Source organism: Tolumonas osonensis (assembly GCF_014202415.1).
Taxonomy (GTDB): domain Bacteria; phylum Pseudomonadota; class Gammaproteobacteria; order Enterobacterales; family Aeromonadaceae; genus Tolumonas; species Tolumonas osonensis.
Window position 1 is genome coordinate 44,309 of the sequence record NZ_JACHGR010000007.1, and the last position, 23,883, is coordinate 68,191.

At 42.6% G+C, this 23,883-nt stretch carries 20 protein-coding genes and 2 pseudogenes; 11 read left to right on the top strand and 11 right to left on the bottom strand.

Annotated elements, in window-relative coordinates; translation table 11 throughout:
* Position 1 precedes the first annotated feature (1 nt).
* Positions 2–916, bottom strand: coding sequence for a glycyl-radical enzyme activating protein (locus HNR75_RS10535; RefSeq protein WP_188026935.1), 915 nt, complete (start codon positions 914–916; stop codon positions 2–4).
* Positions 917–1,494: 578 nt separating this feature from the next.
* Between HNR75_RS10535 and HNR75_RS10540 the strand changes: the two genes are divergently transcribed.
* Positions 1,495–2,487: a zinc-dependent alcohol dehydrogenase family protein gene (locus tag HNR75_RS10540; protein ID WP_188026936.1), complete on the top strand. Its 993-nt coding sequence runs from the start codon at positions 1,495–1,497 to the stop codon at positions 2,485–2,487.
* 146 nt (positions 2,488–2,633) lie between these two features.
* The gene (locus tag HNR75_RS10545; RefSeq protein ID WP_188026937.1) at positions 2,634–3,746 is read left to right on the top strand and encodes an NADH-dependent flavin oxidoreductase; all 1,113 of its coding nucleotides are present in this window, start codon (positions 2,634–2,636) and stop codon (positions 3,744–3,746) included.
* A 121-nt stretch (positions 3,747–3,867) separates the two neighbouring features.
* On the opposite strand, the gene HNR75_RS10550 is transcribed toward HNR75_RS10545, so the two are convergent.
* Positions 3,868–4,434 (bottom strand): flavin reductase family protein, encoded by a 567-nt coding sequence (locus tag HNR75_RS10550; protein WP_188026938.1) that lies wholly within the window; start codon positions 4,432–4,434, stop codon positions 3,868–3,870.
* Between the two features lie 468 nt (positions 4,435–4,902).
* Here HNR75_RS10550 and HNR75_RS10555 point away from each other — a divergent pair, with 468 nt between their 5' ends.
* Complete coding sequence (locus HNR75_RS10555; protein WP_188026939.1) at positions 4,903–5,208, top strand: copper-binding protein; 306 nt, start codon at positions 4,903–4,905, stop codon at positions 5,206–5,208.
* 81 nt (positions 5,209–5,289) lie between these two features.
* Here the strand turns inward: HNR75_RS10555 and HNR75_RS10560 are convergent, their stop codons facing one another.
* Complete coding sequence (locus HNR75_RS10560; RefSeq protein WP_223157876.1) at positions 5,290–6,264, bottom strand: LysR family transcriptional regulator; 975 nt, start codon at positions 6,262–6,264, stop codon at positions 5,290–5,292.
* A 133-nt stretch (positions 6,265–6,397) separates the two neighbouring features.
* On the opposite strand from HNR75_RS10560, the gene HNR75_RS10565 reads away from it, so the two are divergent.
* The 4 genes and pseudogenes from HNR75_RS10565 (at position 6,398) to HNR75_RS10585 (ending at position 9,613) form a co-directional block, all read left to right on the top strand.
* Positions 6,398–7,423: an NmrA family NAD(P)-binding protein gene (locus tag HNR75_RS10565; RefSeq protein ID WP_188026940.1), complete on the top strand. Its 1,026-nt coding sequence runs from the start codon at positions 6,398–6,400 to the stop codon at positions 7,421–7,423.
* A gap of 24 nt (positions 7,424–7,447) precedes the next feature.
* Positions 7,448–7,726, top strand: a pseudogene (locus HNR75_RS15555) (DUF1330 domain-containing protein).
* A gap of 79 nt (positions 7,727–7,805) precedes the next feature.
* Positions 7,806–8,681: an MBL fold metallo-hydrolase gene (locus tag HNR75_RS10580; protein ID WP_188026943.1), complete on the top strand. Its 876-nt coding sequence runs from the start codon at positions 7,806–7,808 to the stop codon at positions 8,679–8,681.
* Between the two features lie 56 nt (positions 8,682–8,737).
* Positions 8,738–9,613, top strand: coding sequence for a DMT family transporter (locus HNR75_RS10585; RefSeq protein ID WP_188026944.1), 876 nt, complete (start codon positions 8,738–8,740; stop codon positions 9,611–9,613).
* A gap of 93 nt (positions 9,614–9,706) precedes the next feature.
* Here the strand turns inward: HNR75_RS10585 and HNR75_RS10590 are convergent, their stop codons facing one another.
* The gene (locus HNR75_RS10590) at positions 9,707–10,645 is read right to left on the bottom strand and encodes an LLM class oxidoreductase (protein ID WP_188026945.1); all 939 of its coding nucleotides are present in this window, start codon (positions 10,643–10,645) and stop codon (positions 9,707–9,709) included.
* Positions 10,646–10,887: 242 nt separating this feature from the next.
* Positions 10,888–11,799 carry a LysR family transcriptional regulator gene (locus tag HNR75_RS10595; protein WP_188026946.1) on the bottom strand — a complete coding sequence of 304 codons (912 nt, stop codon included), beginning with the start codon at positions 11,797–11,799 and terminating at the stop codon, positions 10,888–10,890.
* Positions 11,800–11,997: 198 nt separating this feature from the next.
* On the opposite strand from HNR75_RS10595, the gene HNR75_RS10600 reads away from it, so the two are divergent.
* On the top strand, positions 11,998–13,008 hold the full coding sequence (locus tag HNR75_RS10600; protein WP_188026947.1) for a zinc-dependent alcohol dehydrogenase family protein: 1,011 nt from the start codon (positions 11,998–12,000) through the stop codon (positions 13,006–13,008).
* Between the two features lie 129 nt (positions 13,009–13,137).
* Here the strand turns inward: HNR75_RS10600 and HNR75_RS10605 are convergent, their stop codons facing one another.
* The gene (locus HNR75_RS10605) at positions 13,138–13,509 is read right to left on the bottom strand and encodes a hypothetical protein (RefSeq protein WP_188026948.1); all 372 of its coding nucleotides are present in this window, start codon (positions 13,507–13,509) and stop codon (positions 13,138–13,140) included.
* A 546-nt stretch (positions 13,510–14,055) separates the two neighbouring features.
* Between HNR75_RS10605 and HNR75_RS10610 the strand changes: the two genes are divergently transcribed.
* The 3 genes and pseudogenes from HNR75_RS10610 to HNR75_RS10620 all read left to right on the top strand — a co-directional run.
* Positions 14,056–15,063, top strand: a complete 1,008-nt coding sequence (locus HNR75_RS10610) for an MBL fold metallo-hydrolase (RefSeq protein WP_223157877.1) — start codon at positions 14,056–14,058, stop codon at positions 15,061–15,063.
* Positions 15,064–15,316: 253 nt separating this feature from the next.
* A complete protein-coding gene (locus tag HNR75_RS10615) occupies positions 15,317–15,997 on the top strand; it encodes a nitroreductase family protein (RefSeq protein WP_188026950.1) in 681 nt (226 codons plus the stop codon).
* 268 nt (positions 15,998–16,265) lie between these two features.
* Positions 16,266–16,442, top strand: a pseudogene (locus tag HNR75_RS10620) (IS3 family transposase); the annotation flags it as partial.
* Positions 16,443–16,529: 87 nt separating this feature from the next.
* Here the strand turns inward: HNR75_RS10620 and carB are convergent.
* The 5 genes from carB to HNR75_RS10645 form a co-directional block, all read right to left on the bottom strand.
* On the bottom strand, positions 16,530–19,760 hold the full coding sequence (gene carB / locus HNR75_RS10625) for a carbamoyl-phosphate synthase large subunit (RefSeq protein WP_188026951.1): 3,231 nt from the start codon (positions 19,758–19,760) through the stop codon (positions 16,530–16,532).
* 18 nt (positions 19,761–19,778) lie between these two features.
* Positions 19,779–20,909, bottom strand: a complete 1,131-nt coding sequence (gene carA, locus HNR75_RS10630; RefSeq protein ID WP_188026952.1) for a glutamine-hydrolyzing carbamoyl-phosphate synthase small subunit — start codon at positions 20,907–20,909, stop codon at positions 19,779–19,781.
* A 402-nt stretch (positions 20,910–21,311) separates the two neighbouring features.
* A complete protein-coding gene (gene dapB, locus HNR75_RS10635; RefSeq protein WP_188026953.1) occupies positions 21,312–22,124 on the bottom strand; it encodes a 4-hydroxy-tetrahydrodipicolinate reductase in 813 nt (270 codons plus the stop codon).
* Between the two features lie 94 nt (positions 22,125–22,218).
* Positions 22,219–22,833 carry a BamJ family beta-barrel-assembly machinery protein gene (gene bamJ, locus HNR75_RS10640; RefSeq protein ID WP_188026954.1) on the bottom strand — a complete coding sequence of 205 codons (615 nt, stop codon included), beginning with the start codon at positions 22,831–22,833 and terminating at the stop codon, positions 22,219–22,221.
* Between the two features lie 60 nt (positions 22,834–22,893).
* A complete protein-coding gene (locus HNR75_RS10645; protein WP_188026955.1) occupies positions 22,894–23,697 on the bottom strand; it encodes a M48 family metallopeptidase in 804 nt (267 codons plus the stop codon).
* Between the last annotated feature and the right edge of the window lie 186 nt (positions 23,698–23,883).

Consider the following 23,883-nt stretch of genomic DNA (forward strand, 5'->3'; position numbering starts at 1 on the left):
GTTAACCCCTCATTATTGCTGTGAGCCCCCGCGCATTAGCCTCTTCTTCTAAAAAGGCTAATAACTCGGGACTTTCTAATGATTGCTTAGCTCCGGTATATTCGGCACCGAGCAAATGATATTTATGCACGCCATAGGTGTGATAAGGCAGAAAATGGATTTCACCACTCCCACCGAAATTGGAATAATGGGTTGCCGCTTTCTCGATGATTTTAATTAAGGTCTCTTTGTCATCATTAAAATCCGGAATAACAGGCACGCGGAATACAATATGTGCGCCTCTTTTTCCCAGTTCATCATAGTTCTGGTTTATTAAATCCAGCTGACCACCTGTCCAGTCACTAAATTTGCTATGTTCAACGTGTTTGATATCCAGCAACCACATATCCACCAGATCCACCGATTTGGCTATGTATTTCCATGGCACATGCAGGCAACTTTCAACGGCCGTATGCAGCCCGTGTTTCTTTATTTCTGTTAACAGTTCGAATGCGAAATCAGGCTGCATGAAGGGCTCGCCGCCCGTGAGAGTCACACCGCCGCCACTTCTTTCATAAAAAGGCTTATCTTTTAAAATAGTCGTGACCACTTCGTCGACGGACAGATGTTTACCGCACATCTCTAAAGCACCACTAGGGCATGCATCGGAGGCTAAGAAGATGATGTCTTTGTCGATGATGTTCCGGTTTACGGATAACAGGTTGCTTTGCAAATCTTTTACAAATGCAGGGCTGACTTGAGAACAACGCATGCAATCTTTAATACACAAGCGCTCGTCGTAAAACAGATCCTGTGTCCTGCTGATACTTTCCGGATTCTGACACCATGAGCATTTCAGGGAACACCCTTTCAGGAAGACGGCTGTTCGGACACCCGGACCATCATGCGTCGCATAGCGCTGTATGTTGAAAATCATAAGTCATCCCAAATCTGCAACTTTCGATTTCATTTATACGCTTTCGTACGCAAGCTTAATTGATCTAAATCAAGTGTTATCCAAGTAGTTCAGCACAGCAGATGAAATAGATCGACACGTTTTGCCGAGATAGCTATTGCATGGTGATCTGATCCAGCATTACTGAACACCTCATTAAACGAGAAAAATAACTCACAGCGGTGGATCATGACCACAACTGCAACCGAACAGAAAAAAACCGGACTCAATATTCTCAAAGCCACAAACAGGACTCTATCGGAATACAATAAAACCATGGTTATTCTTGATTGTGCAAGGTAAATGATTTCAGTAGCACGTGAATAATTACCCATTTTTCAATGAGCACCAAAGAAGTTGTTGCCGTGTAAAACCAATTATTTCGATTTTTGAAAACAATAAAGTTCCAAATTGTTATCTTAATAAACAGAGTTGCCGGCAGTAATATTATTTACAGACAGTGAGTGGAACGAATTAGAAACATATTCCTCTGTAGTCTGTTTGTGAACAATTCGTAATAAATGATGCTCCGAAGAAGCAATTTTAAAGAGGTAATTAATATGGCTCGTCATGTACGCTTTCATGAAACCGGTGGTCCTGAAGTTCTTAAAATTGAAGAAGTACAAACTCCCGAACCAAAATCAGGAGAAGTCCGCATCCGCGTTCATGCGCTGGGTTTAAACCGTGCTGAGAGTATGTATCGTTCAGGACGATATGTGATTGACCCCGTATTCCCCGCAACACTGGGTTATGAGGCATCTGGTTATATTGATGCTGTAGGCGCGGACGTGAAAGATTTCGTGGTTGGCGATGCTGTAAGTGTTATTCCTGCTTTCATGTTCGATGAATATGGTCTCTATGGCGATCTGGTTGTTGCACCGGCTCGTGCTGTCGTTAAAAACCCGGAAGGTGTGAGCTGGGAAACCGCAGCTGCAACATGGATGCCATATACCACTGCTTGGGGAGCGCTGATCGATATTGCTAAACTTGGTGCTGGTGACTTTGTTGTGTTAGGGGCTGCATCAAGCAGTGTTGGTCTTGCGGCAATGGAAATCGCTTACAGTGTTGGCGCGACTCCAATTGCTCTGACTCGTAAAGATGAGAAAGTCCAAGAACTGAAAGACGCAGGTGCGAAACACATTCTGCAAGTTGGCTTACATGACATCGAAAAAGAAATTTTAGAGCTGACCGGTGGCAAAGGTGCTCGCGTTGTTTTTGATCCTGTAACTGGACCTGACTTTGAGAACATCATCAAAGCAACCAGTAAAGATGCCATCGTGTTTATTTATGGCGCACTCAGTCATGATGCAACTCCGATCCCTGTGATGCATGTTCTGGGTAAACATACGACGATTCGCGGCTATGAGTTTATTGAAGTCACCGCTGACGATGAAAAATTGGCAAGGGCGAAACAGTTCATCACTAAAGGCATGGCATCAGGACAATTCAAAGCAAAAGTAGCGCGAGTCTTCCCATTTGAGCAAATCGTTGAAGCAACCCAGTTCTTGGAATCAAATGCTCAATTCGGAAAAATTATTGTGACTATCGATTAATCGATACGTTTCATACTGAGGTTACTGTAATTAGCATGCATAGTGAGAGACGCTGTCTTTGTCTCTCACTTTTTTTATATCTGAAACCTGCATCGATATTGATCTGTATTTATTCATGCATTGATTCAATAATATTAGGATTTCAAATGGGCAAGTTATTTTCCAAGTTCATTTTTAAAAATGGTGTTGAGTTAAAAAATCCTGTTTGCATGGCCCCGATGACAACATATTCAGGAGGGAAAGATAAATTTCTTAGCCAAGAAGAGTTGTCATATTATATCGAAAGATCAAAAGATGTAGGTATGGTGATAACGGCATGTGCGGCTGTACAAAGCAATGGTTATGGATTTGTTAATCCATTTTCGATTGAAGATGACTCTAACTTTGAAAAATATTCTCAGTTTGCTCAAGCAATAAAAAAGAATGGTGCTAAAGCGATTTTACAGTTGTTCCACGCCGGAAGAATGGGGCTTCGTGAGGTATTAGATGATAAACCGTTAATTTGCCCCTCAGCTATCCCCGCGGCTCGACCCGAAGCGGAAACGCCAGATGAAATGACTGTCGACGAGATTAATCTATTGATTAAAAATTTTGGTCGGGCAGTAGACTTAGCGATCAACGCTGGTTTCGATGGTGTTGAATTACACGGTGCAAATACGTTCATGATTCAGCAGTTTTTTTCTCCTCATTCAAATCAGCGGACTGATGCGTGGGGTGGGTCTTTAAATAACAGAATTAAGTTCCCATTAGCTGTGCTTGCTGAGGCAAAAAAAATCTCTAAGGAAAATAACAGATCTAATTTTATTATTGGTTATCGAATTTCGCTTGAGGAATTAGAAAAGCCAGGGCTTACGTTGAATGACTCTCTTTATCTAATTAATCAGCTTATTGAGCAGAGCGTTGACTATATTCATATTTCCCTAAAAAAAGGATATAACCAGTGTTCGCTCATTGATACTAACAATCTAGAACCCATTGGAAGAGCTGTCATTAATGCAGTGAACAAACGGGTTCCTGTCATTGGTGTTTCTAATATCTTTACCAAAGAAGATGCAATTGATGCTTTAGCGTTTGGTTATGATCTGATTGCTATAGGCAGAGCAATGATTATTAATCCAAGATGGTTAAATTTTCTAGAAAATAACGAACCAGTAAAAAGACGTATTTCTGTTTCTGAGGCTCGAGATATCGGCATTCCGGATGGGCTGATAAATATGATAAAACAAGTTCAGTCTTGGAGTGGATTACTGACTGATTGATTGAATATTTAAGCTAAAATAATTCCGATGCGATGATCTAGTAATATCAAACCGGGAAAGAAAGTTTCTTTCCCGTGTATTGGTTTCTTCTTGATCATGAGGAAACACTGTAAAGATTTGGTTAATCTGCCAACGTGTCAGGGGTAACCGCATCTCCAATGTGCAGATAATGACCGCCTGCCACATGATGAATGGTGCGTTGAGTATCATTGGTGAAATGCCAACGTCCATGACTGAAAACAGTATCATCAGCCCAAGCTGCTACTACTTCGCCTAATAATAAATCATACGTGTTTTGAATGTGAGGTTCTGGAATTAACTTACATTCGAGCCATGCAACACATCCGCTAATCAATGGTGCTGCTACGAGTGATGCTTTCTCTGTAGTAATTTTATATTCAGAAAATTTATCCATTGATTTTCCAGAGCAACTGCCGACTGCCGTGGTTAATTCTTCTTGTTGTACGGTTGGAATGCAGATAACAAATTCCCCTGATTTTTCAATCAGACTGCGACTGAATGAATTTTTATCAATCACAATTGCTACCTTAGGGGGAGAAAAATCAAGTGGCATCGTCCATGCTGCAGCCATCACATTGGCTTTCCCCTGATATGAAGAGCTAATCAGTACTGTTGGTCCATGATTCATCAATCGGTAAGCTTTCTCTAATTCGACCGTTTTTCTCATAATTTTTCCTTAAAATTCTAATGTTTTCTCAGACTGAGTTGTCTTTACTTCAATTGCAACAGCAAGTGATAAAAATTTAGATTCCCTAATATTTCATTCATTGCTCTGCATCTTATTTATTAATATCTTTTGATAATTATGGTTAGTTTCATCTTGTGACTTTATAAGTTACCACGAAATTAATGCACTAGGATGAAAATTATTTCTATATCAACCGTACATGTCAACAAATTTCATGAATACGTATCAAATCAAATAACGCATTGTATTTTAACGAAAGAATAATTTTTTGAAAGGTTTGTTTTGAGTTAAAAAGAGAATTGTATATCAAATCAGATACAATCAGTTTCTATATTTTAAATTTATCCATCTGGCGTGTATTTATATTATGACCTCATTGAAACAGGTTCTGTTTCTTATAAATGCAAGTTAACTGCTTGTTAATATAGTCTTTGTGGAGTTAAGTACATGAAAAATACATTTGTTCGTTTAGCTATCGTTGCTTCTTTGTCAACTGTTGCATTATCTGCGCATGCGGCACTTGATACTTATAGTGCTCACGGTTCAGTCGTTGCTGTGAATGCTCACAATCAAGAAATTACCGTGAAACAAGATGTAGTAACAGAACTGGGCTGGCCTGCTCGCACATTCACTTATGCTGCTGGATCTAGTGTGTTGAAAGATATAGCTGTTGGTCAAACAGTTGATGTCAAATTTACATCATCAAATGCATTTGATGCCAATGCTCATTCAATTACACCTGTATCGCAGTAAGTAATGCCAAGAGGGCGGATAAGACGATCTGCCCTCTAGTTCTATGAAATATGGATCACGCCAAAGATAATTACGGTTATTTTACCCCATCAATACGGGAATCTGAGTAGCTAACGCATCAATCAACAGCCTCATTCGATGAGGAAGATATTTTGTTTTCGGCCAAACAACATGAATATCAATTGGCTGTACTTTATCACTATCCATAACCAGAGATAATTGCCCTGACACCAGATATGGCGCGCCAAGCCAACTTGGTAACCAAGCTAATCCGCCACCTTCAATTGCTGAATCTGCAATCACTTGTAAATCGTCATATCTTTCGCGCCCAGGAAGCACGACTTCTTTTAGCGTACCCTGATGATCGCGCACAACCCACGGTTGTGTATGTATCGATCTTCCGTAAAGAATCGCCTGATGATCCTTAAGTTCGGCAATGGAAGTGGGTGTACCGAATTTTTCAAGATATTGGGGAGCTGCGAAAATAGCCATTCGTTGTACTGCAATTTTTTTTGCGATAAGAGAAGTTGAATCAGCTACAGATCCTATCCGAATAGCCATATCAAACCCTTCAGAAAGAATATCGATAACGCGATCTGAAAATTCAGTTTCAACCTGGATCTTGGGGTATAAACGAGTCAACGATCTCAGCACGGGAGCTACACATCGGCGTCCAAATAATACAGGACAACTGATCCTGATTTTCCCTTCCGGTCCCACCTGTCCATCTCTAAGTTCAGATTCAATGGCATTCAGGCCGTTTATCATGTGGCTACAATGCTCATAATAAACACCACCTTCACTCGTCAATGATTGTTGTCGCGTTGTCCTATGAAAAAGACGGATCCCGAGTCGCTGTTCAAGTTTCGATATTGACTTAGCAATTGCCGAACGAGTCAAATTCATTCGAAACGCTGCTGCAGCAAAACTTCCAGCTTCGACGACATTAATAAACGTGATTATCCCAGAAACTTTGTCTTCCCATGGATTTCTATTTTTCATAAAGCCTCCCCAAAGCATCACCATTATGACAATCAAAACAGAAAAAGAAACCATTCATTGATTCCCAGAAGTATCCAATGTGTGGCTATATATTCGCCCATGGTTATATTTTTTCTCGATATACTCGTTTCATCAGATACAGCAACTTGAACTGGTTGTTGTGAATATGCAGATGAGGCTTCGAGCAATGGCAATCGAATCTAAGAAAAGAATTTTCATCACAGGTGGTACAGGTTATATCGGTGGAAGTTTCCTGCATTTAATGTGGGAACGAAATTATCTTGAGAATTTCGACATCCGAGTATTGGTCAGAAATATTCGAACTGCGGAAAAGCTTTCTCAATTAGGTTTCACTGCCGTGATTGGCTCATTGGATGATGCAAAGTTGTTAGCCTATGAAGCTGAATCTGCAGATATTATCTTCAATACGGCAAATTGTGATCATGTCGAAAGTGCTATTGCACTGCTTCATGGGGCAATGAATCGTTACAGCACTACGAGCGTCAAGCCAATCTTTATTCATACCTCCGGTGCAGGTGTATTGACCGCACACTCACTTGGATGTGGCGTCGCTCCAGATCAAGATCTAAAACAAGATTTATGGGACGAAGCAGACGTGGAAAAGCATGTAAATATTTCAAGCCATGCACCACATCGTTTTGTTGATATAGAAATTTTTAAAGCCGCAGAAAAAGATTTTGTAAAAACGTACTTAGTTGTACCGCCAACCGTGTTCGGGGTTGGATTGGGACCATTTGCATCAAGTCGTATGTCCATTCAGATCCCAAGACTGGTTTATAGCGCTTTAATGAGACGCCAGACGATGAAAGTCGGAGCTGGAAATAATATCTGGCCGAATGTTCATGTGGCTGATTTAGCTGAGTTGTATTTAGTGATCTTAGATGCAGCTTTACAAGACAAAGCTCCTTCCGGGTTACAAGGATTATTCTATCCAGTGTCTGAGCATTTCTGCTGGGGTGATGTTTCCATGAAAATTGCCGAATTGCTATATCAGAAAAAACTCCTGCCTTCTGCAATTGTAACCAGTGGATTACAACCGGGATGGTTCTGGGGAAGTAATGTGATTGTACGGTCAACAAATTCGATGAATCTGGGCTGGCAAGTGAAAAACGGCGGTACAAATGAAATGTTACGTGATATTGAGCATGATATATCTTTAGTGTTAGAAGCAGTCCGTTCTAATAATGTTTAATCAATTAAATAGTAAGGGGAAAATATGTCAGCATATATTGTTATTGAACTTGATGTCGTTGATGCTGAAGCAAAGAATTTATATTCTCAGTCAGCTGCGCCAATTGTGAAGAAGTTTGGCGGGGAATTTATTACCGGCGGCACATGAAATGTTTTGTCAGGAAGCGACAGCTTTAAATTTGGTGCAATTATAAAATTTGAAAGTAAAGAAATTGCACTGCAATGGTATCACAGCGAAGAGTATCAAAGTCTAATTCCGTTGCGTGAAAAAGGCATGAATTCTCGCTTTTCCATTATTGGTTAATTAAATAATTCTATTAATTTTTACATCTTGGCTTAATTAAGCTAATGGGTTTATTTTGTTTTTAATTTGGAAATTTTATATGAATTTAAGTAAGTTGTATCAAGCGCCAGCGGTAAATAGAAAGCGTTATGGTGATGTTGTTGTAACTATGCTGAGTGATGGTTATTTAGATGTGTCATTTGAATTACTCAATGGCATTGATGCGGCAAAAGCTGAAGCGTTATTAGAGAACAGAGGTGTTGATCCATTACCTCGCATGAACATCAATGCATTTGTGATTCAAACTGCTGGCCGTACCATTTTGGTGGATAGTGGTGCAGGTGGTATTAATGGATGGGGTGGTCGTTTGCAAGTTGCATTAGCAGCAGCAGGAATTGATCCATTAGATATTGATACCCTCTTATTAACGCATGGTCATCCTGATCATGTTGGTGGACTTGCCGCACCCTTAGCAACACCAATTTTTAGAAACGTACAAGAATTCTATGTACATGAAAAAGAATTGGATTTCTGGCGTGACGATGTCATTTATTCCTCTGTGCCTGATGGATTTAAGCCTTTCTTTAGCGTTGCGCGTAATGCTTTTGATGCTTATCAGGACAAACTGGTTCCATTTAAAAATGAAGCCATTTTACCTGGGATCCAATCTGTACCATTATTTGGACATACGCCGGGTCATACCGGTTATTTGATTGGTGATAGCTCGGAATCGTTATTGATCTGGGGGGATATCGTACATTTCCCTCACTTACAAATGGCTCAGCCTGAAGTAACGATTGCGTTTGATAGCGATCCAACCGAGGCAGCTTCGGTTCGTGCAAAATTATTAGACCGTGTTGCAACCGATAAGCTGTCAATTAGTGGAATGCATTTTAATTTGCCAGCTTCCGGCCGGATCCATAGAGAAAATAATCAATATGTATTGAATTATGATTCCTGGTCTCCAGCAGTCTAAAAAATATAACGCATGAGAAGAAACTCATGCGTTTTTTATAATAAGGTTGTTTTAATATGGTTTTCGGAAAAAATAAACTTAACTTGGCATTTTTTGTGCCGATGCTTTTTGTATTTTTATGGAGTACTGGCTTCATCGCTGCAAAATACACTATTCAGTATTCCCCACCATTCACCTTGCTTTTTTTGAGAGGTCTGCTCTCTTGTATTGTTTTTCTTGCTATTGTACTCGTATCAAAAGTTCAGTTTCCTTCTCTAAATGGCATGATAGCCCAACTTAAAGTTGGTTTTTTCATGCATGTCGTATTTTTGGGCGGTTGTTTTTTTGCTATACACAAAGGAATGCCTTCTTCGTTAGTAGCACTTATTACCGGCTTACAGCCAATATTGACTGCTGTTATATTGGCAACAGTTCATAAGCAATCGATGCGACTGATGAAATGGCTTGGAATAGTTATTGGATTTATTGGCGTTTTTTTAGTTTTATCTCCAGGAAAGCATTCTTTCCATTTAGCCCTTATTCCATTGTTATCATCAATCATTGCATTAATTGGCGTAACGATAGGTTCGTTATATCAGAAAAAGATAAAACCAGATGGCCACATTTTAGCATCGACATTCTTTCAATATGTATCACTCACGGTGATCATGGGTGCGATTAGTTATTTTACTGAACCTGGCTCTGTGTCATGGTCATTCTCATTTGTCGCAGGTTTATTGTGGTTGGTGGTGGGTGTATCTGTCGCTGCAATTTTGCTTTTGGTTTATATGATCCAGGTAGGTGAATCAACAAAAGTTGCGACATATTTCTATTTAGTACCAGTTGTGACAGCGATTGAAGCCTGGATATTATTCGGTGAAACAATAACACTGCAGACGGTTTTGGGAATGGTTGTAACCATATTGGGGATGGTATTTGTGATGCTTGGTTAGAGTTGTGTAGAAAGGCAATTAGGTGTATCTACTTGCCTTTCTTTTTTGAATGGGGACGAACTGCACCGACAATTACTCAATTGAGATTAGTTTTTAAATAGAGAAATGAGGTAAAACGTATTCAGCCAGTTCATCCATCACTTCTGTTGCGGGTCTCGAGAGCATCTTCAGATTCAAGGCAACATGATTCACACCAAGAGATTCTTGCTCCTTCCATAAGCGAATCAACGAATTTCGACCAGCACTGAATCCACTCCACATCATTCGTACCGGTGCATCAGGATCTTTATCTAAATCGAAAAAAGTACCATAACCATATGGCTTAAAAATAGATTCGTTGAACGACTCACGCCAAACTTTGATCGTGTTCTGTAGATGTTCGAAACTACCTCTGTGCCAGATCCAACCATCACTATTATCAGCAATCCAACTTAAATCTTGTTGGGCTCTGCCAACAATGATCAGTGGTATCTGTGACGCTATTGGTTTTGGAACCAGATCTAAATCGCCACTCAATCTACCATAATGATGTGTTGACAGCTGGGGGTAAGAAATACTTGTAACAGTTTTTATGATCTGGATCGCTTCGCGAAAACGCTCAGCCCGAAGTTCAAAATCTTGACCAAATGCAGGGTACTCAATAGGTCGATCTCCTGTTGATAGCCCTAAAATAAACCGCCCTTGACTTAAATGGTCCAGTGAGGCGGCTTGTTTAGCAATAACAAGCGGCTCTTTGAGTGGCAGAATGATACCTGCGGTGCCCAGAGTAATTTTTTTAGTCTGCGCTACGAGATATCCAAGGTAAACCATAGGATCAAAGATCTGCCCTACATCACCAAACGACGGGTCATAGAATGGAATATCCCGAAGCCATAATGCCGAAAAACCACATTGATCTGCTTTTATCGCAAGATTGGAATGATTTTCCATTGATGGGAAAGCTGAATCTGGGTAGCTTTCTAATGGCATAATAAAGCCAAAAGTCAATTTCCCTTTCTTGAATATATTTTCATAACCGGGTTTAATGTTCATTATTAGTTAATTTAAATGAGATTTGTTAAATTTAATCTTACTAAATATCATAACAATGATTGATACTTGATTTCATAAAACTTTGTTATGTTTTTTATAACAAATGCGAAACATAATTTCATTTTGTTGTTGGGGCTGTTATTTATTTTCGAACAAACAAACGAACTATAAAAAATTTATAATTATTAAAGAAAAAATAATACACCTAAGGAAGTTGCGAATAATTGAGACTCATTCAACCATCATTTCACCCAGTTGGGGCTGATGTGTGGAAATTCAGACTTCAGCCAATCAACAAACGCATGTACCTGAGGTGCAAGATAAGTTCTACTTGGATAAAGAATGGATACTTGCTTTGGTGTCGGCCTGAATGAGGATAAAACTTCAACTAAGCGACCACTATTAAGCATTGGCTCAACAGACAAGCCTAATGCCTGGATGAGCCCAAATCCGGCCGCTGCACAATTCACATAAGAGTTGGATTCGTTAGTGCTGACAGAGCTATCCACGGATAGAGATATCTCTTCTTCATCTTGTCTGAAGCTCCATGCCAGTGGACGATTATTTGCCCCAGATAGAAAATTAATACACTTGTGGTTTTTTAATTCAGAGATCTGCGATGGTGTACCGTACTCGTTGATATATTTTGGGGAGGCTACGGTAACCATGATCACTGAGCCGATTTTTCTGGCGACCATGCTTGAATTTGGTAGTTCTCCAATGCGTAATACGCAGTCAACGCCTTCAGCAATGAGATCAACTGTACGATCGGTTACACCAATTACGAGCTCTAATTCTGGATACTTAGCATTAAATTCTTTTAAACGTTCGATAAAGATAGGTTGAGCAAATGCACTCGGTATATCAATTCTCAATCGCCCATGCAGAGTCGAGCCTGGACGTCCAAACATCGAGGTTGCTTCCGCGATTCGCGCTAAGATATCTCGTGCTTTTTCATAAAAGAGTTCACCTTCAGCTGACAATCTCACATTGCGAGTTGTCCTGTGAAATAGTCTAACCCCGAGAGATGTCTCTAACTCTTGAATAACTATACTCACTTGAGGACGTCCCAACTGCAGTGCTTCAGCTGTTTTGGTGAAACTCCCGAGCTCTGCTAATTTTGCAAATACTCTTACGGTTTGTATAAACTCCATATGGTCAGTCTCTTTATATCTGATTGAGTCATACTTTGCATATTTTTTGATATGCATATTTTTAAAAAATCAATGTTAGCAAAATAATCAGTTCTATTGTTATGCATTCTGATACAAGTGTAGTTTATCCACATGTATTTTACCAAACTCTATTTCTGATAACTTAACAAGTTAAGCATAGTTATCATGGGTGTATATATGAAAGCATGGATTCTGCATGATTTTGGCATTAAGAACTTGAAATTGGAATGTGTTGAAAAGCCATCTCCAAAAAATGGTGAATTATTAATTAAAGTGGGCGCAGCATCATTTAATTTTAGAGATAAAGCAATCATTGATGGTTTTTACGAGCCCCACCGAATCCCCAAAAATTTAATTCCTGTAAGCGATGCTGCAGGAGTTGTGGTGGCTGTGGGTGATGGAGGGTCGAAATTCAAAATTGGTGACCGAGTCACGACGCATCTTTATTCGAATTGGATTGATGGGAGCCCTAAACATAATGAATTAGATTATTGTTTTGGTATGCCGTTACCAGGCGGTCTTGCTGAATATATGATTATTCATGAATCAGCAGCAGTTGCAGTCCCAGATTATTTAACAGATGAAGAAGCATCTACATTACCTGTTGCAGCGTTGACAGCTTGGTACGCTCTTTCGGATTTTGGTAATATCAAATCGAATGACACTGTTCTTGTTCAGGGGACTGGTGGTGTTGCTATGTTTGCTGTTCAGTTTGCATCTGCACTAGGTGCAAAAGTGATTGTAACTTCAAGCAATGATCAAAATATTCGAAAAGCAATCAAATTTGGTGCTTCAATGGGTATTAATTATCGTCTCAACCCCGCTTGGGAAGAAATTGCACTAGAGTTAACCGAGGGAAAAGGTGTAGATCTAACCATCGAATTAGCTGGCGGGGATGGTATAAATCAGACTGCAATGGCGACAAAGGTAGGTGGTAAAATAGCTCAAATCGGTTTTTTAGATGGACAGGTTTCCCAATTGCATCTAATGCCAATTATTTTACGCCAGCTAACGATAAGAGGGTTTGCAGTAGCACCTCGGTTAGCTTATGAAGAAATGAATAAGTTCTTAATGGTGAATAAAATTCATCCTGTAATTGATAAAATTTATTCATTTGATCAAGTAGAAGATGCCTATAATCATCTCACTAAAGGTGCTTTCGGTAAGGTCGTGATTAAAATATCCTAACTGGTTTCATTTCAGGTGTTCACATTGGACGTGCACTGAATATTTATGGAATGTGGTCTGGGATGGATTATTTTATTTTTTATAAATTAAAAGGCAGCATCGTGAAGAAGCTGCCTTTTAATTTATTCATTATGAATGGTTTTTCGCTGCCAACTCGTCCTGCATTTCTTTCATTAGCCCACCATCTATGTGACCACCTATAATTTTTATAGCGCTGAGTTGTTCCTGTTTGTGTAGATCGGTGATCACTTTTTGTGGATGTTTTGCAAGATACATCTCTTTCATCAAACCGCCCTGAATGTGCTGCCCCTGGAATTTTATTTTTGAGAGATTTTTTTGTTTTACAGGGTCATGAATACTAGATACTTGATATTTTTTAGACATCATTTCCTTCATGAGTCCACCATTGCCATTGCCGTCACCTTGGCGTGCATGTGCAATGTTGATAGAACTAAGCGCCAGAATGATTAATGCTGATTTTACCATTAGTGATTTTTTCATTTTCTAATCCTGTTTGATTGTTTATGTACTAAGTTGTAATGAATTCTACATAAAAAAATCAATCAATAAATTTGATGGATACAAACAGATTGTTAGTTATGTATGTAACAATGACTAAATAACATTGAAATATATTTATATTGAGATTGAATTGTTCCGTAGAATTGATAGTGATTTTATGAAATCTATTATCTGTCGTTACGTTTTAGTCAGGTTTAGCCCTGGTGACTTATCGCTCCACTGCCAATGTTTTGTTATTGATAATCAGATTAATAACAAACTTGTTCTTTTAACAATATTTATTGGTAGACATTTACTCTATATCATTAAAAACATCAATTACAGTTCATTTTTTAACTTAACTATAGTTTTATATTTTGCATTGGAGGTGCAGACGGTCTTATTAATTATGGCTTTACATGGAAGCATCATTTTGGATTATTTTAATTTAAAAATTAATTAATAATGCATATGTTTCTATGGCGATAAATATATTAATGCGAATTTGCATAACAAAAAATGACAAATCATTACCTGGAGATGAGAATGAAATTATTAACTTTAGCCGCGATTGTATCGGCAACATTGGCAACTAGCGCATATGTGTATGCAGAAGGAAATAAGAATGCAGTTTATAATCCGGCTGAAAATGTTGTTGCTCAAAAACTAAACCAAGTCGATGGATACTACCGTTTTATGCTGGGTGATTTTGAGGTTACTGCACTCTATGATGGTTATTTAGAAATTGGTTCTCAAGTTTATCAACCATTTACAAAATTAAGTGCTGGTGAATTGAATAAGTTGCTTGATGATGAATTCAGACCGAGAACAAAAAGTGGTGCTGTAAATACGGCTGTAAGTGCATATCTAATCAATACAGGTAAACACCTGATATTAATGGATGCAGGCTCTGGCGATGTATTCAATGATAAAGTTGGCAAGGTAGAAGAGAGCTTGCGTAAATCAGGCTATAGCCCTGAACAAGTTGATATTATCTTACCTACTCATTTACATTTCGATCATTTCAGTGGTGTCACGCGGAATGGTAAAGCGATTTATCCGAATGCAACAGTTTATATCGCTGAACAAGAGAAAGCCTTTTGGTTCGACACGGCTATTACAGATATGCCAAAACATGTACAAAAATATGCGCAATGGACACGTGATGCTGTAGCTCCATATGCTGCTGAAAATCGTGTGAACTACTATAGTTCAGGCGAAGAAGTTATCCCTGGAGTTAAAACAGTTGAAACACCGGGACATACACCTGGTCACGGAGGTTTTGAGTTCAGCTCGAAAGACCAAACAATGTTTGTCTGGGGTGATTTATTGCACAACCATGCATTCCAGTTAGTAGATCCTTCTATTGCTGCTGAATTCGATGTAGATCCAAAAGCTGCTCGTGCAAGCCGAGTTAAAGCTTTAGCTGAGATTGCGAAGCGTAAAATCTGGGTTGCAGGTGCGCATTTGCCATTCCCTGGGATTGGCCACATTCGTGCAGAGAAGGATGGGTATTCATGGATCCCTGTAGAGTACACTCCAATCGAAAAATAATTTTGTTCCACAAATAGAACAAAAAATAGCAACGGTAATACCAACGTTCATATTCTGATAATTATCAGTTAACTCAGGCGGCTTTGGCCGCCTTTATAATATTTTATTTGTAATTGTTCCATTAGCCACTAAACGATTGTTTCAGTTTTTAATACAGCACATGTATAAACAATCATAATTATTAAATTCTATATAGTTGTACACTCCTCTCATCATTTAATTATTTCAATTTAGTATGTCATGAGGGAATTGTGTGAATAATAAACATCAATCATTTTCTGCGTTAGTGAAGTCTCGACATTCACCTCGAGATTTTTTGTCTGATCCACTTTCTAAGAAGCAAATTGAAACCGTGTTGCATGATGCACAACATGCACCATCTAATTGTAATACCCAGCCTTGGGTTGTACATATTGTTTCAGGGGAAAAGAAACAGAAGCTTTCAGAGATACTAATCGACAAATATCGCAAAGATGAATTAACTTTGGATTTTTCATTTGATGTAAATGAGTTCCATGGAGTTTATGCAGAAAGACGATTTGAACAAGGGAAGGCATACTACGAAGCTCTGGGTATTTCCCGATATGATGAAGAGCGAAGAACGAAAGGATTTTTGCGCAATTTAGAGTTTTTCGGTGCGCCTCATGTAGCATTTATGTTTATGCCAACTGTAGGTGACAATGTACGTGTCGCAAGTGATGTGGGTATGTATGCACAGAACTTTTTATTGTCCTTAACAGCTCATGGTTATGCGGGTATCCCGCAAACAATTTTAGGTTTTTTTGCCCAGACTGTACGCGACTACCTTTCTATTCCGGATAATTATAAATTGTTATTTGGAATATCTTTTGGTTATGAAAATGTTGATGCAGTTTCCAATAAAATACGTATGGGTCGAGCAAATATAGCGGAATGTGTAACATTTCATGAATAACTTATTATTTAATAATCAGAAAGCACTTTACCTTGATTATTGACTTATAATTAAAATAGCTTTTATTTAAAAACCGTTTGAGCCAAATAGTTCTGTATATATTAATACTAAAGTTTGAGTGTTACCCATATATGACAATTTAGAGCTATTTGGTTAATTATGCCACATTCTTGTCGTTACTTTCGCTCTGACCCTGCATTACTGAACACCTCATTAAACGAGAAAATAACTCACAGAGGCGGATCATGACCAAAACTGCAACCGAACAGAAAACTTTTTTCATAGTCTGAAGGTAGAAGCCATTCATGGTGAAAGATGTGAAACCCGAGTTCAGATGAGAGAAACGGTATTCGAATATATTGCGGTTGATTACAATCCACAGCGTTTACACAGTTATCTGGATTACAGAAGTCCGGATGAATTTGAACAACAGAAAATAGCTTAACCCTATATCCAGTAATACAGGGGTAGATAAAAAAAAGCCCGCATAATGCGGGCCTCTGTCATTTCTTAACTACTCAGGAACACTGAATTACTTCAGGCTGTCCTGTACACGTTGGTGCAGTTCCTGAACTGAACTGACGCTGGCGGTTTCATCGATTTCCATACCCAGGCAGGATGCGAAACCGGCGTTCAGCGTAGTGGTATAAGCCACTTTATGCTGCAGCGCGCCACGACGCAGTTGCTTAGAGTCAGCAATCGCTACACGGCCTTCTACGGTATTCACGATGAAGGTGTATTCGCCATTCTTGATACGATCCAGAATGTGCGGACGACCTTCAGACACCTTGTTCACCTTACGGTTCGCAATACCTGCTGCAGTCAGCGCATCAGAAGTACCGGAGGTGGCATCCAGCTCGAAGCCAGCCTTGATCAGCTGAGCCGCCAGTTCAGTCACACGTGCTTTGTCGCCAGGGCGAACAGACAGCAGCGCACGGCCTGATTTCGGAATACCTTTACCGGTACCCAGCTGTGCTTTGGCATACGCTTCCGCGAAGGTTGCACCGACGCCCATAACTTCACCGGTAGAGCGCATTTCAGGGCCAAGCAGCGGGTCAACGCCCGGGAACTTGTTGAACGGCAGCACTACTTCTTTCACTGAGAAGTATGGAGGAATGATTTCCGTGGTGAAACCTTGCTGAGTCAGAGACTGACCCGCCATGACACGTGCCGCGATTTTCGCCAGTGGTGCGCCGGTCGCTTTCGATACGAACGGAACAGTACGCGCTGCACGCGGGTTCACTTCAATCAGGTAAACCACACCGTCTTTCACCGCGAACTGAACGTTCATCAGACCGATAACTTTCAGTTCCATCGCCAGCTTGCGAACCTGCTCGCGGATCTCAGCCAGTACGTCAGCCTTCAGTGAGTAAGGAGGCAATGAACAGCCTGAGTCACCGGAGTGGATACCGCACTGTTCGATGTGTTCCATGACACCACCGATCACCACGATGTCACCGTCACAGATCGCATCAACGTCCAGCTCGGTTGCGTCATCCAGGAAGTGATCCAGCAGAACCGGAGATTCGTTAGAAACACTGACTGCTTCATTGAAGTAACGACGCAGGTCGATTTCGTCAGAAACGATTTCCATCGCGCGGCCACCCAGTACATAAGATGGGCGAACTACCAGCGGATAACCGATCTCTTTGGCTTTCTCTACCGCTTGTTCCAGTGCAGTTACCGTCGCGTTCTGAGGCTGTTTCAGACCCAGACGCTCAACCGCCTGCTGGAAGCGTTCACGGTCTTCGGCACGGTCAATCGCATCCGGGCTGGTACCGATGATTGGTACGCCGGCCGCTTCCAGTGCACGGGACAATTTCAGCGGAGTCTGACCACCGTACTGCACGATCACGCCTTTCGGCTGTTCAACGCGCACGATTTCCAGCACGTCTTCCAGTGTTACCGGTTCGAAGTACAGACGATCGGATGTATCGTAGTCGGTAGACACGGTTTCCGGGTTACAGTTAACCATGATGGTTTCGTAACCGTCTTCGCGCAGCGCCAGTGCCGCGTGTACGCAGCAGTAATCGAATTCGATACCCTGACCGATACGGTTCGGACCACCGCCCAGAACAATGATCTTGTCTTTATTGGTCGGCGCTGCTTCACACTCTTCCTCATAGGTAGAGTACATGTACGCAGTGTTGGTCGCGAATTCCGCCGCACAGGTATCAACACGTTTGTAAACCGGCAGCACGTTGTACTGATAACGCAGTGCACGCACTTCGGCTTCTTTCACGTTCAGCAGTTTTGCCAGACGAGCATCCGCGAAACCTTTACGTTTCAGCTTACGCATGAAGTCGGCATCAATGCCTGACAGACCTTTCGCTGCCACTTCTTTTTCCAGATTCAGCAGATCTTCGATCTGGATCAGGAACCATGGGTCGATTTTGGTATCGTTGAAAATATCTTGCAGTGACATGCCTGAGCGGAAAGCATCAGCCACATACCACAGACGATCCGCACCCGGATTCTGCAGTTCATGACGGATAGTGGCTTTCACATCATCCGCATTTTCGTCGATCACCGGGTCAAAACCGGTTCTGCCGATTTCCAGACCACGCATCGCCTTCTGCAGAGATTCCTGGAAGGTACGACCAATCGCCATGACCTCACCCACCGATTTCATCTGAGTAGTCAGACGATCGTTGGCACCAGCAAATTTCTCGAAGTTGAAACGAGGTACTTTAGTTACCACGTAGTCGATAGATGGTTCGAAAGACGCTGGGGTTTTACCGCCAGTGATGTCGTTCATCAGCTCATCCAGGGTGTAGCCGATCGCCAGTTTGGCTGCCACTTTCGCAATCGGGAAACCGGTCGCTTTGGAAGCCAGTGCGGAAGAACGGGATACACGCGGGTTCATCTCGATGATGACCATACGGCCATCATCCGGGTTGATACCGAACTGTACGTTAGAACCACCAGTCTCAACACCGATTTCACGCAGTACCGCCATCGAGGCGTTACGCATCAGCTGATATTCTTTATCAGTCAGTGTCTGAGCCGGAGCAACAGTGATGGAGTCACCGGTGTGTACGCCCATCGGGTCAAAGTTTTCGATAGAACAAACGATGATGCAGTTATCGTTACGATCACGCACCACTTCCATCTCATACTCTTTCCAGCCGATCAGGGATTCGTCGATCAGCAGCTCTTTGGTTGGCGACAGATCCAGACCGCGCTCACAGATCTCAACGAATTCTTCCGGGTTGTAAGCGATACCGCCGCCTGAACCACCCATGGTGAAAGAAGGACGGATGATACATGGGAAACCGACTTTCTTCTGAACGTCCCATGCTTCTTCCATGTTGTGCGCGATACCGGCACGTGGACACTCCAGACCGATAGAACGCATCGCCAGGTCGAAACGGTGACGATCTTCTGCTTTGTCGATGGCATCCGCAGTCGCACCGATCATTTCCACGCCGAATTCGGCCAGAACACCGTGACGCTCCAGATCCAGCGCACAGTTCAGTGCAGTCTGACCGCCCATGGTAGGCAGCACTGCATCCGGACGCTCTTTTTCGATAATTTTACGCACGACTTCCCAGGTGATTGGCTCGATGTAGGTTGCATCAGCCATTTCCGGGTCAGTCATGATGGTAGCCGGGTTGGAGTTTACCAGAATAACGCGGTAACCCTCTTCACGCAGCGCTTTACAAGCTTGTGCACCGGAATAGTCGAATTCACAAGCCTGACCGATCACGATTGGGCCTGCGCCCAGGATCAGAATACTTTTTAAGTCCGTACGTTTTGGCATGTCTCTTACCTATTCCTGTTATGCGCGGTATTGTTTGATCAAATCGATGAAATGGTCGAACAGCGGAGCTGCATCGTGCGGGCCCGGGCTCGCTTCAGGGTGTCCCTGGAAGCTGAACGCTGGCTTGTCGGTACGATGAATGCCCTGCAGAGAACCGTCGAACAGTGATTTGTGTGTCGCACGCAGGTTAGCTGGCATGTCGGTATCATCAGCGGCAAAACCGTGGTTCTGGCTGGTGATCATCACCACATTACGATCCAGATCTTTAACCGGGTGGTTACCACCGTGGTGACCGAATTTCATTTTGATGGTTTTCGCGCCAGACGCCAGCGCCAGCAGTTGGTGGCCTAAACAGATACCAAATACCGGCAGTTCGGTTTCCAGGAAAGATTTGATCGCGCTGATAGCGTAATCACAAGGCTCCGGATCACCAGGGCCGTTGGACAGGAACACACCGTCCGGATTCATGGCAAATACGGTTTCAGCCGGGGTTTGCGCCGGAACAACGGTCACGCGGCAGCCACGATCCACCAGCATACGCAGAATGTTGCGCTTCACACCGAAATCGTAAGCCACAACATGGAACGGATATTCAGCAGGCTTGGTATGGCCTTCACCCAGTTTCCATGAACCTTCGGTCCATTCGTAAGCTTCGGTGCAGCTCACTACTTTGGCCAGATCCATGCCTTTCAGGCCCGGGAAGGCTTTGGCTTCCGCCAGTGCTTTCGCTTCATCCAGGTTGCTGCCAGTCATGATGCAGCCCGCCTGAGCACCTTTCTCACGCAGAATACGGGTCAGCTTACGGGTATCAATTTCAGCTATACCAACCACATTATGCTTTTTCAGATAGTCAGACAGCGTAGCCTGATTACGGAAGTTGGAAGCAACTAATGGCAGATCACGAATGATGAGGCCTTGAGCATGAATATTGGGAGATTCTTCGTCTTCGGAATTGGTACCGGTGTTACCAATATGGGGATAAGTCAGTGTTACTATTTGGCGGCAATAAGAAGGATCGGTGAGAATTTCCTGGTATCCCGTCATCGAAGTGTTAAAAACAACTTCCCCGACTGAACAGCCTTCAGCACCAATAGACACACCCTTAAATACCGTCCCATCTTCCAACACTAACAGGGCAGAATGAGTCAAGACGACCTCCAAGTCATTAAATTTATGCTTGTACCCCCAGCAGTCTGTTTCCTGCGCACTGAAGGGGTGATTTTATTGCCTGAAGTCTTTTGTTTAGCTAAAAACGCCGTTTTACAAACTAACCCCAGGCAAATTGACGGCATTCTACATGAAATAAGTTAAGAAGCCAACATCAGGAAAAATCAAAATGAAAAATCATGCATGAGATAAGCATAAAATATCAATAAATAGCAAAACCAGGGTTTTATCTAAAAATCAGCCTTATAAAAAAGGCAATTAGACAAAAAAATGAAGCCAAATGCGTATAAACACACAAAAATAGAAGGTGAAGGCCTAAAATCAAGGCCTTTCTTGATATGGAAAAATCAGGCAACAGATAAAATAAAACCGCCGATGGCGGTTTTATTTTAGATTTAACACATCTTGCATATCAAAAAGACCAGAAGATTGATCTTTAAGCCAGTTAGCGGCACGGACGGCGCCGTTCGCGAACGTCAAGCGACTGGAAGCTTTGTGCGTGATCTCCACACGTTCACCAATATCGGCAAACATCACGGTATGTTCACCCACCAGATCACCGGCGCGAATGGTCGCGAAACCGATGGTGTTGCGATCGCGTTCACCGGTAATCCCTTCACGGCCATACACAGCACATTGTTTCAGATCACGGCCCAGGGTTTTGGCAACCACTTCACCCATGCTGAGTGCGGTACCTGACGGCGCATCGACTTTATGACGGTGATGACCTTCGATGATTTCGATGTCGGTGTAGTCACCCATCACTTTCGCGGCCTGTTCTAGCAGCTTGAAGACCAGGTTCACACCCACACTGAAGTTAGACGCGAAGACGATACCGATTTTCTTCGCGGCTTCATTGATCGCGGCTTTACCGGCATCATCAAAACCTGTCGTACCGATAACAATTCGTTTGTTGTTGGCAACAGCAAACGCCAGGTTCTTCAGTGTCACTTCCGGACGGGTAAAATCAATGATGACATCAAACTCGTCCTTTACCTTTTCCAGATCGTCAGCAACCATTACATTCATGGCACCCAGGCCATTCAGATCACCCACATCCAGACCAATCACGGTCGAACCCGGACGTTCTAACGCAGCACCCAGTGCCACCTGATCGTTGGCGCGAATCGCTTCCAGCAAGGCCTTGCCCATACGGCCCTGACAGCCCATCAATGCAATACGGATCGGAGCGGTCATCTTGTTCCTCATTCTATTTCTGCTCTGCTGGTTCTTGTCAGCAGATACGGTTTTTCAGATACAAAAAAGGCCAGATGACTGGCCTTTTTCCGGCTTACGCCAATACGTTCAGTAATTCTACTTCAAAAACCAGCGTTGAGAACGGTGGAATTGAACCAGCGCCACGCTCACCGTAGGCCAGATTGTGCGGAATGAAGAGTTTCCACTTCGCGCCTTCTGACATCAGCTGCAGTGCTTCAACCCAGCCAGCGATCACGCCGCCAACCGGGAATTCAGCTGGCTGGCCACGCTGAACAGAGCTGTCGAACACCTGGCCATCGGTGAAAGTACCGTGGTAGTGAACACGAACCTTGTCGGAAGCCGCAGGCTGTTTGCCTGAACCTGCCACCAGCACTTCGTATTGCAGACCAGACTCGGTCACTTTCACTTCAGGGCGTTTTGCGTTTTCAACCAGGAATTCAGCACCTGCCGCTTTCATGGTTTCAGCGCGTTTGGCTTCTTCAGCCGCCATTGTTTCATTCAGAATGCGGAATGCTTCGCCAATCTGTTCATGAGAAACAGCAAATGGTGCATTGTTGATTGCATCTTCAATGCCCTGGAAGACAGCAGATAATTCAAAACCTTCAAATGACTGTTCTGACAATTGCTGACCGATCTGACGGCCAATACCGTAGCAAGCTTGCTGTCCGGTTGTTTCAAATTTAGACATAACCACTCCGCGATTAATTCAAAGCGCGCATGTTAACAGACATGCAACCTTTTCAGAACCCTATCCGGCACATTGCGGACGAACTCCACCGGCTTTTGCCTGTTCATATACCGGCTGGACCTGAGGGAGTATGGCATTCAACTGTTTGATACGGGTCTGATCAGACGGGTGAGTCGATAATATCTCGAGCGGCTGATTCCCTTTGCCATTCGCCGCCATGCTGTACCAGAGATTGACCGACTCCTGCGGATTAAATCCAGCCATCGCCATCAGTTGCATGCCCAGCACATCGGCCTCGGTTTCATGCGCCCGGCTGTATGGCATCAATACCCCGTACTGAACCCCCAGCCCTAATGCGGCCATTGCCGGTGCCCGGGTAGTTGTATTTTGCAGAACCTGATCGGCTGCTGCCATTCCGATATTCGCCACCTGACTTTGTGACAGGCGTTCGTTGGAGTGCTGCGCCAGCACATGGGATACTTCATGGCTGATAACCGCGGCCAGTTGATCCTGGTTTTTCGCTACTTTCAGCAGGCCGGTATAAACCCCGATACGGCCGCCGGGCAAGGCAAAGGCGTTCACATCATCAGAATCGAAGACGACCACTTCCCACTGCCCCGGATTATTAGCTGCAAACTGTGCCGGAATCACCCGGGTGACTGCTTGCGCGACACACTGCACATATTGATTCTGGCGCGGATCCATCGAGACTTTTTCTTTTTGTTTTATCTGCTGAAAGGAAGATAGCCCCATTTGCGAAATATCATTATTTCCCATTAACAACAATTGTTTACGCCCGGTTGGAGAAACAGCACAGGCAGTCAGTAAACAAAGTGCAACAGCAGAAACCCATCTTTTTTTCATATAAGCCCCGAACTCACACAGGATTGGTAAAATCGTGTAAATCTTAGAGCATCGGCGGGATAACACAACACCCCTCACGGGCGCAGAAATAAAGATATTTTCTCTCGTTTGTCCGGCTGTCATCAAAACGTCAAGCAACCGCCACAGAAGCTTCATTACACCAGTCAAAAATCAGGTTGCCCGGAT

Excerpts from the sequence above, each read along its gene's own strand:
- HNR75_RS10535 (WP_188026935.1), bottom strand. The coding sequence starts at position 916 with ATGATTTTCAACATACAGCGCTATGCGACGCATGATGGTCCGGGTGTC.
- HNR75_RS10540 (WP_188026936.1), top strand. The coding sequence starts at position 1,495 with ATGGCTCGTCATGTACGCTTTCATGAAACCGGTGGTCCTGAAGTTCTT.
- HNR75_RS10545 (WP_188026937.1), top strand. The coding sequence starts at position 2,634 with ATGGGCAAGTTATTTTCCAAGTTCATTTTTAAAAATGGTGTTGAGTTA.
- HNR75_RS10550 (WP_188026938.1), bottom strand. The coding sequence starts at position 4,434 with ATGAGAAAAACGGTCGAATTAGAGAAAGCTTACCGATTGATGAATCAT.
- HNR75_RS10555 (WP_188026939.1), top strand. The coding sequence starts at position 4,903 with ATGAAAAATACATTTGTTCGTTTAGCTATCGTTGCTTCTTTGTCAACT.
- HNR75_RS10560 (WP_223157876.1), bottom strand. The coding sequence starts at position 6,264 with ATGGTTTCTTTTTCTGTTTTGATTGTCATAATGGTGATGCTTTGGGGA.
- HNR75_RS10565 (WP_188026940.1), top strand. The coding sequence starts at position 6,398 with ATGGCAATCGAATCTAAGAAAAGAATTTTCATCACAGGTGGTACAGGT.
- HNR75_RS10580 (WP_188026943.1), top strand. The coding sequence starts at position 7,806 with ATGAATTTAAGTAAGTTGTATCAAGCGCCAGCGGTAAATAGAAAGCGT.
- HNR75_RS10585 (WP_188026944.1), top strand. The coding sequence starts at position 8,738 with ATGGTTTTCGGAAAAAATAAACTTAACTTGGCATTTTTTGTGCCGATG.
- HNR75_RS10590 (WP_188026945.1), bottom strand. The coding sequence starts at position 10,645 with ATGAACATTAAACCCGGTTATGAAAATATATTCAAGAAAGGGAAATTG.
- HNR75_RS10595 (WP_188026946.1), bottom strand. The coding sequence starts at position 11,799 with ATGGAGTTTATACAAACCGTAAGAGTATTTGCAAAATTAGCAGAGCTC.
- HNR75_RS10600 (WP_188026947.1), top strand. The coding sequence starts at position 11,998 with ATGAAAGCATGGATTCTGCATGATTTTGGCATTAAGAACTTGAAATTG.
- HNR75_RS10605 (WP_188026948.1), bottom strand. The coding sequence starts at position 13,509 with ATGAAAAAATCACTAATGGTAAAATCAGCATTAATCATTCTGGCGCTT.
- HNR75_RS10610 (WP_223157877.1), top strand. The coding sequence starts at position 14,056 with ATGAAATTATTAACTTTAGCCGCGATTGTATCGGCAACATTGGCAACT.
- carB (WP_188026951.1), bottom strand. The coding sequence starts at position 19,760 with ATGCCAAAACGTACGGACTTAAAAAGTATTCTGATCCTGGGCGCAGGC.
- dapB (WP_188026953.1), bottom strand. The coding sequence starts at position 22,124 with ATGACCGCTCCGATCCGTATTGCATTGATGGGCTGTCAGGGCCGTATG.
- bamJ (WP_188026954.1), bottom strand. The coding sequence starts at position 22,833 with ATGTCTAAATTTGAAACAACCGGACAGCAAGCTTGCTACGGTATTGGC.
- HNR75_RS10645 (WP_188026955.1), bottom strand. The coding sequence starts at position 23,697 with ATGAAAAAAAGATGGGTTTCTGCTGTTGCACTTTGTTTACTGACTGCC.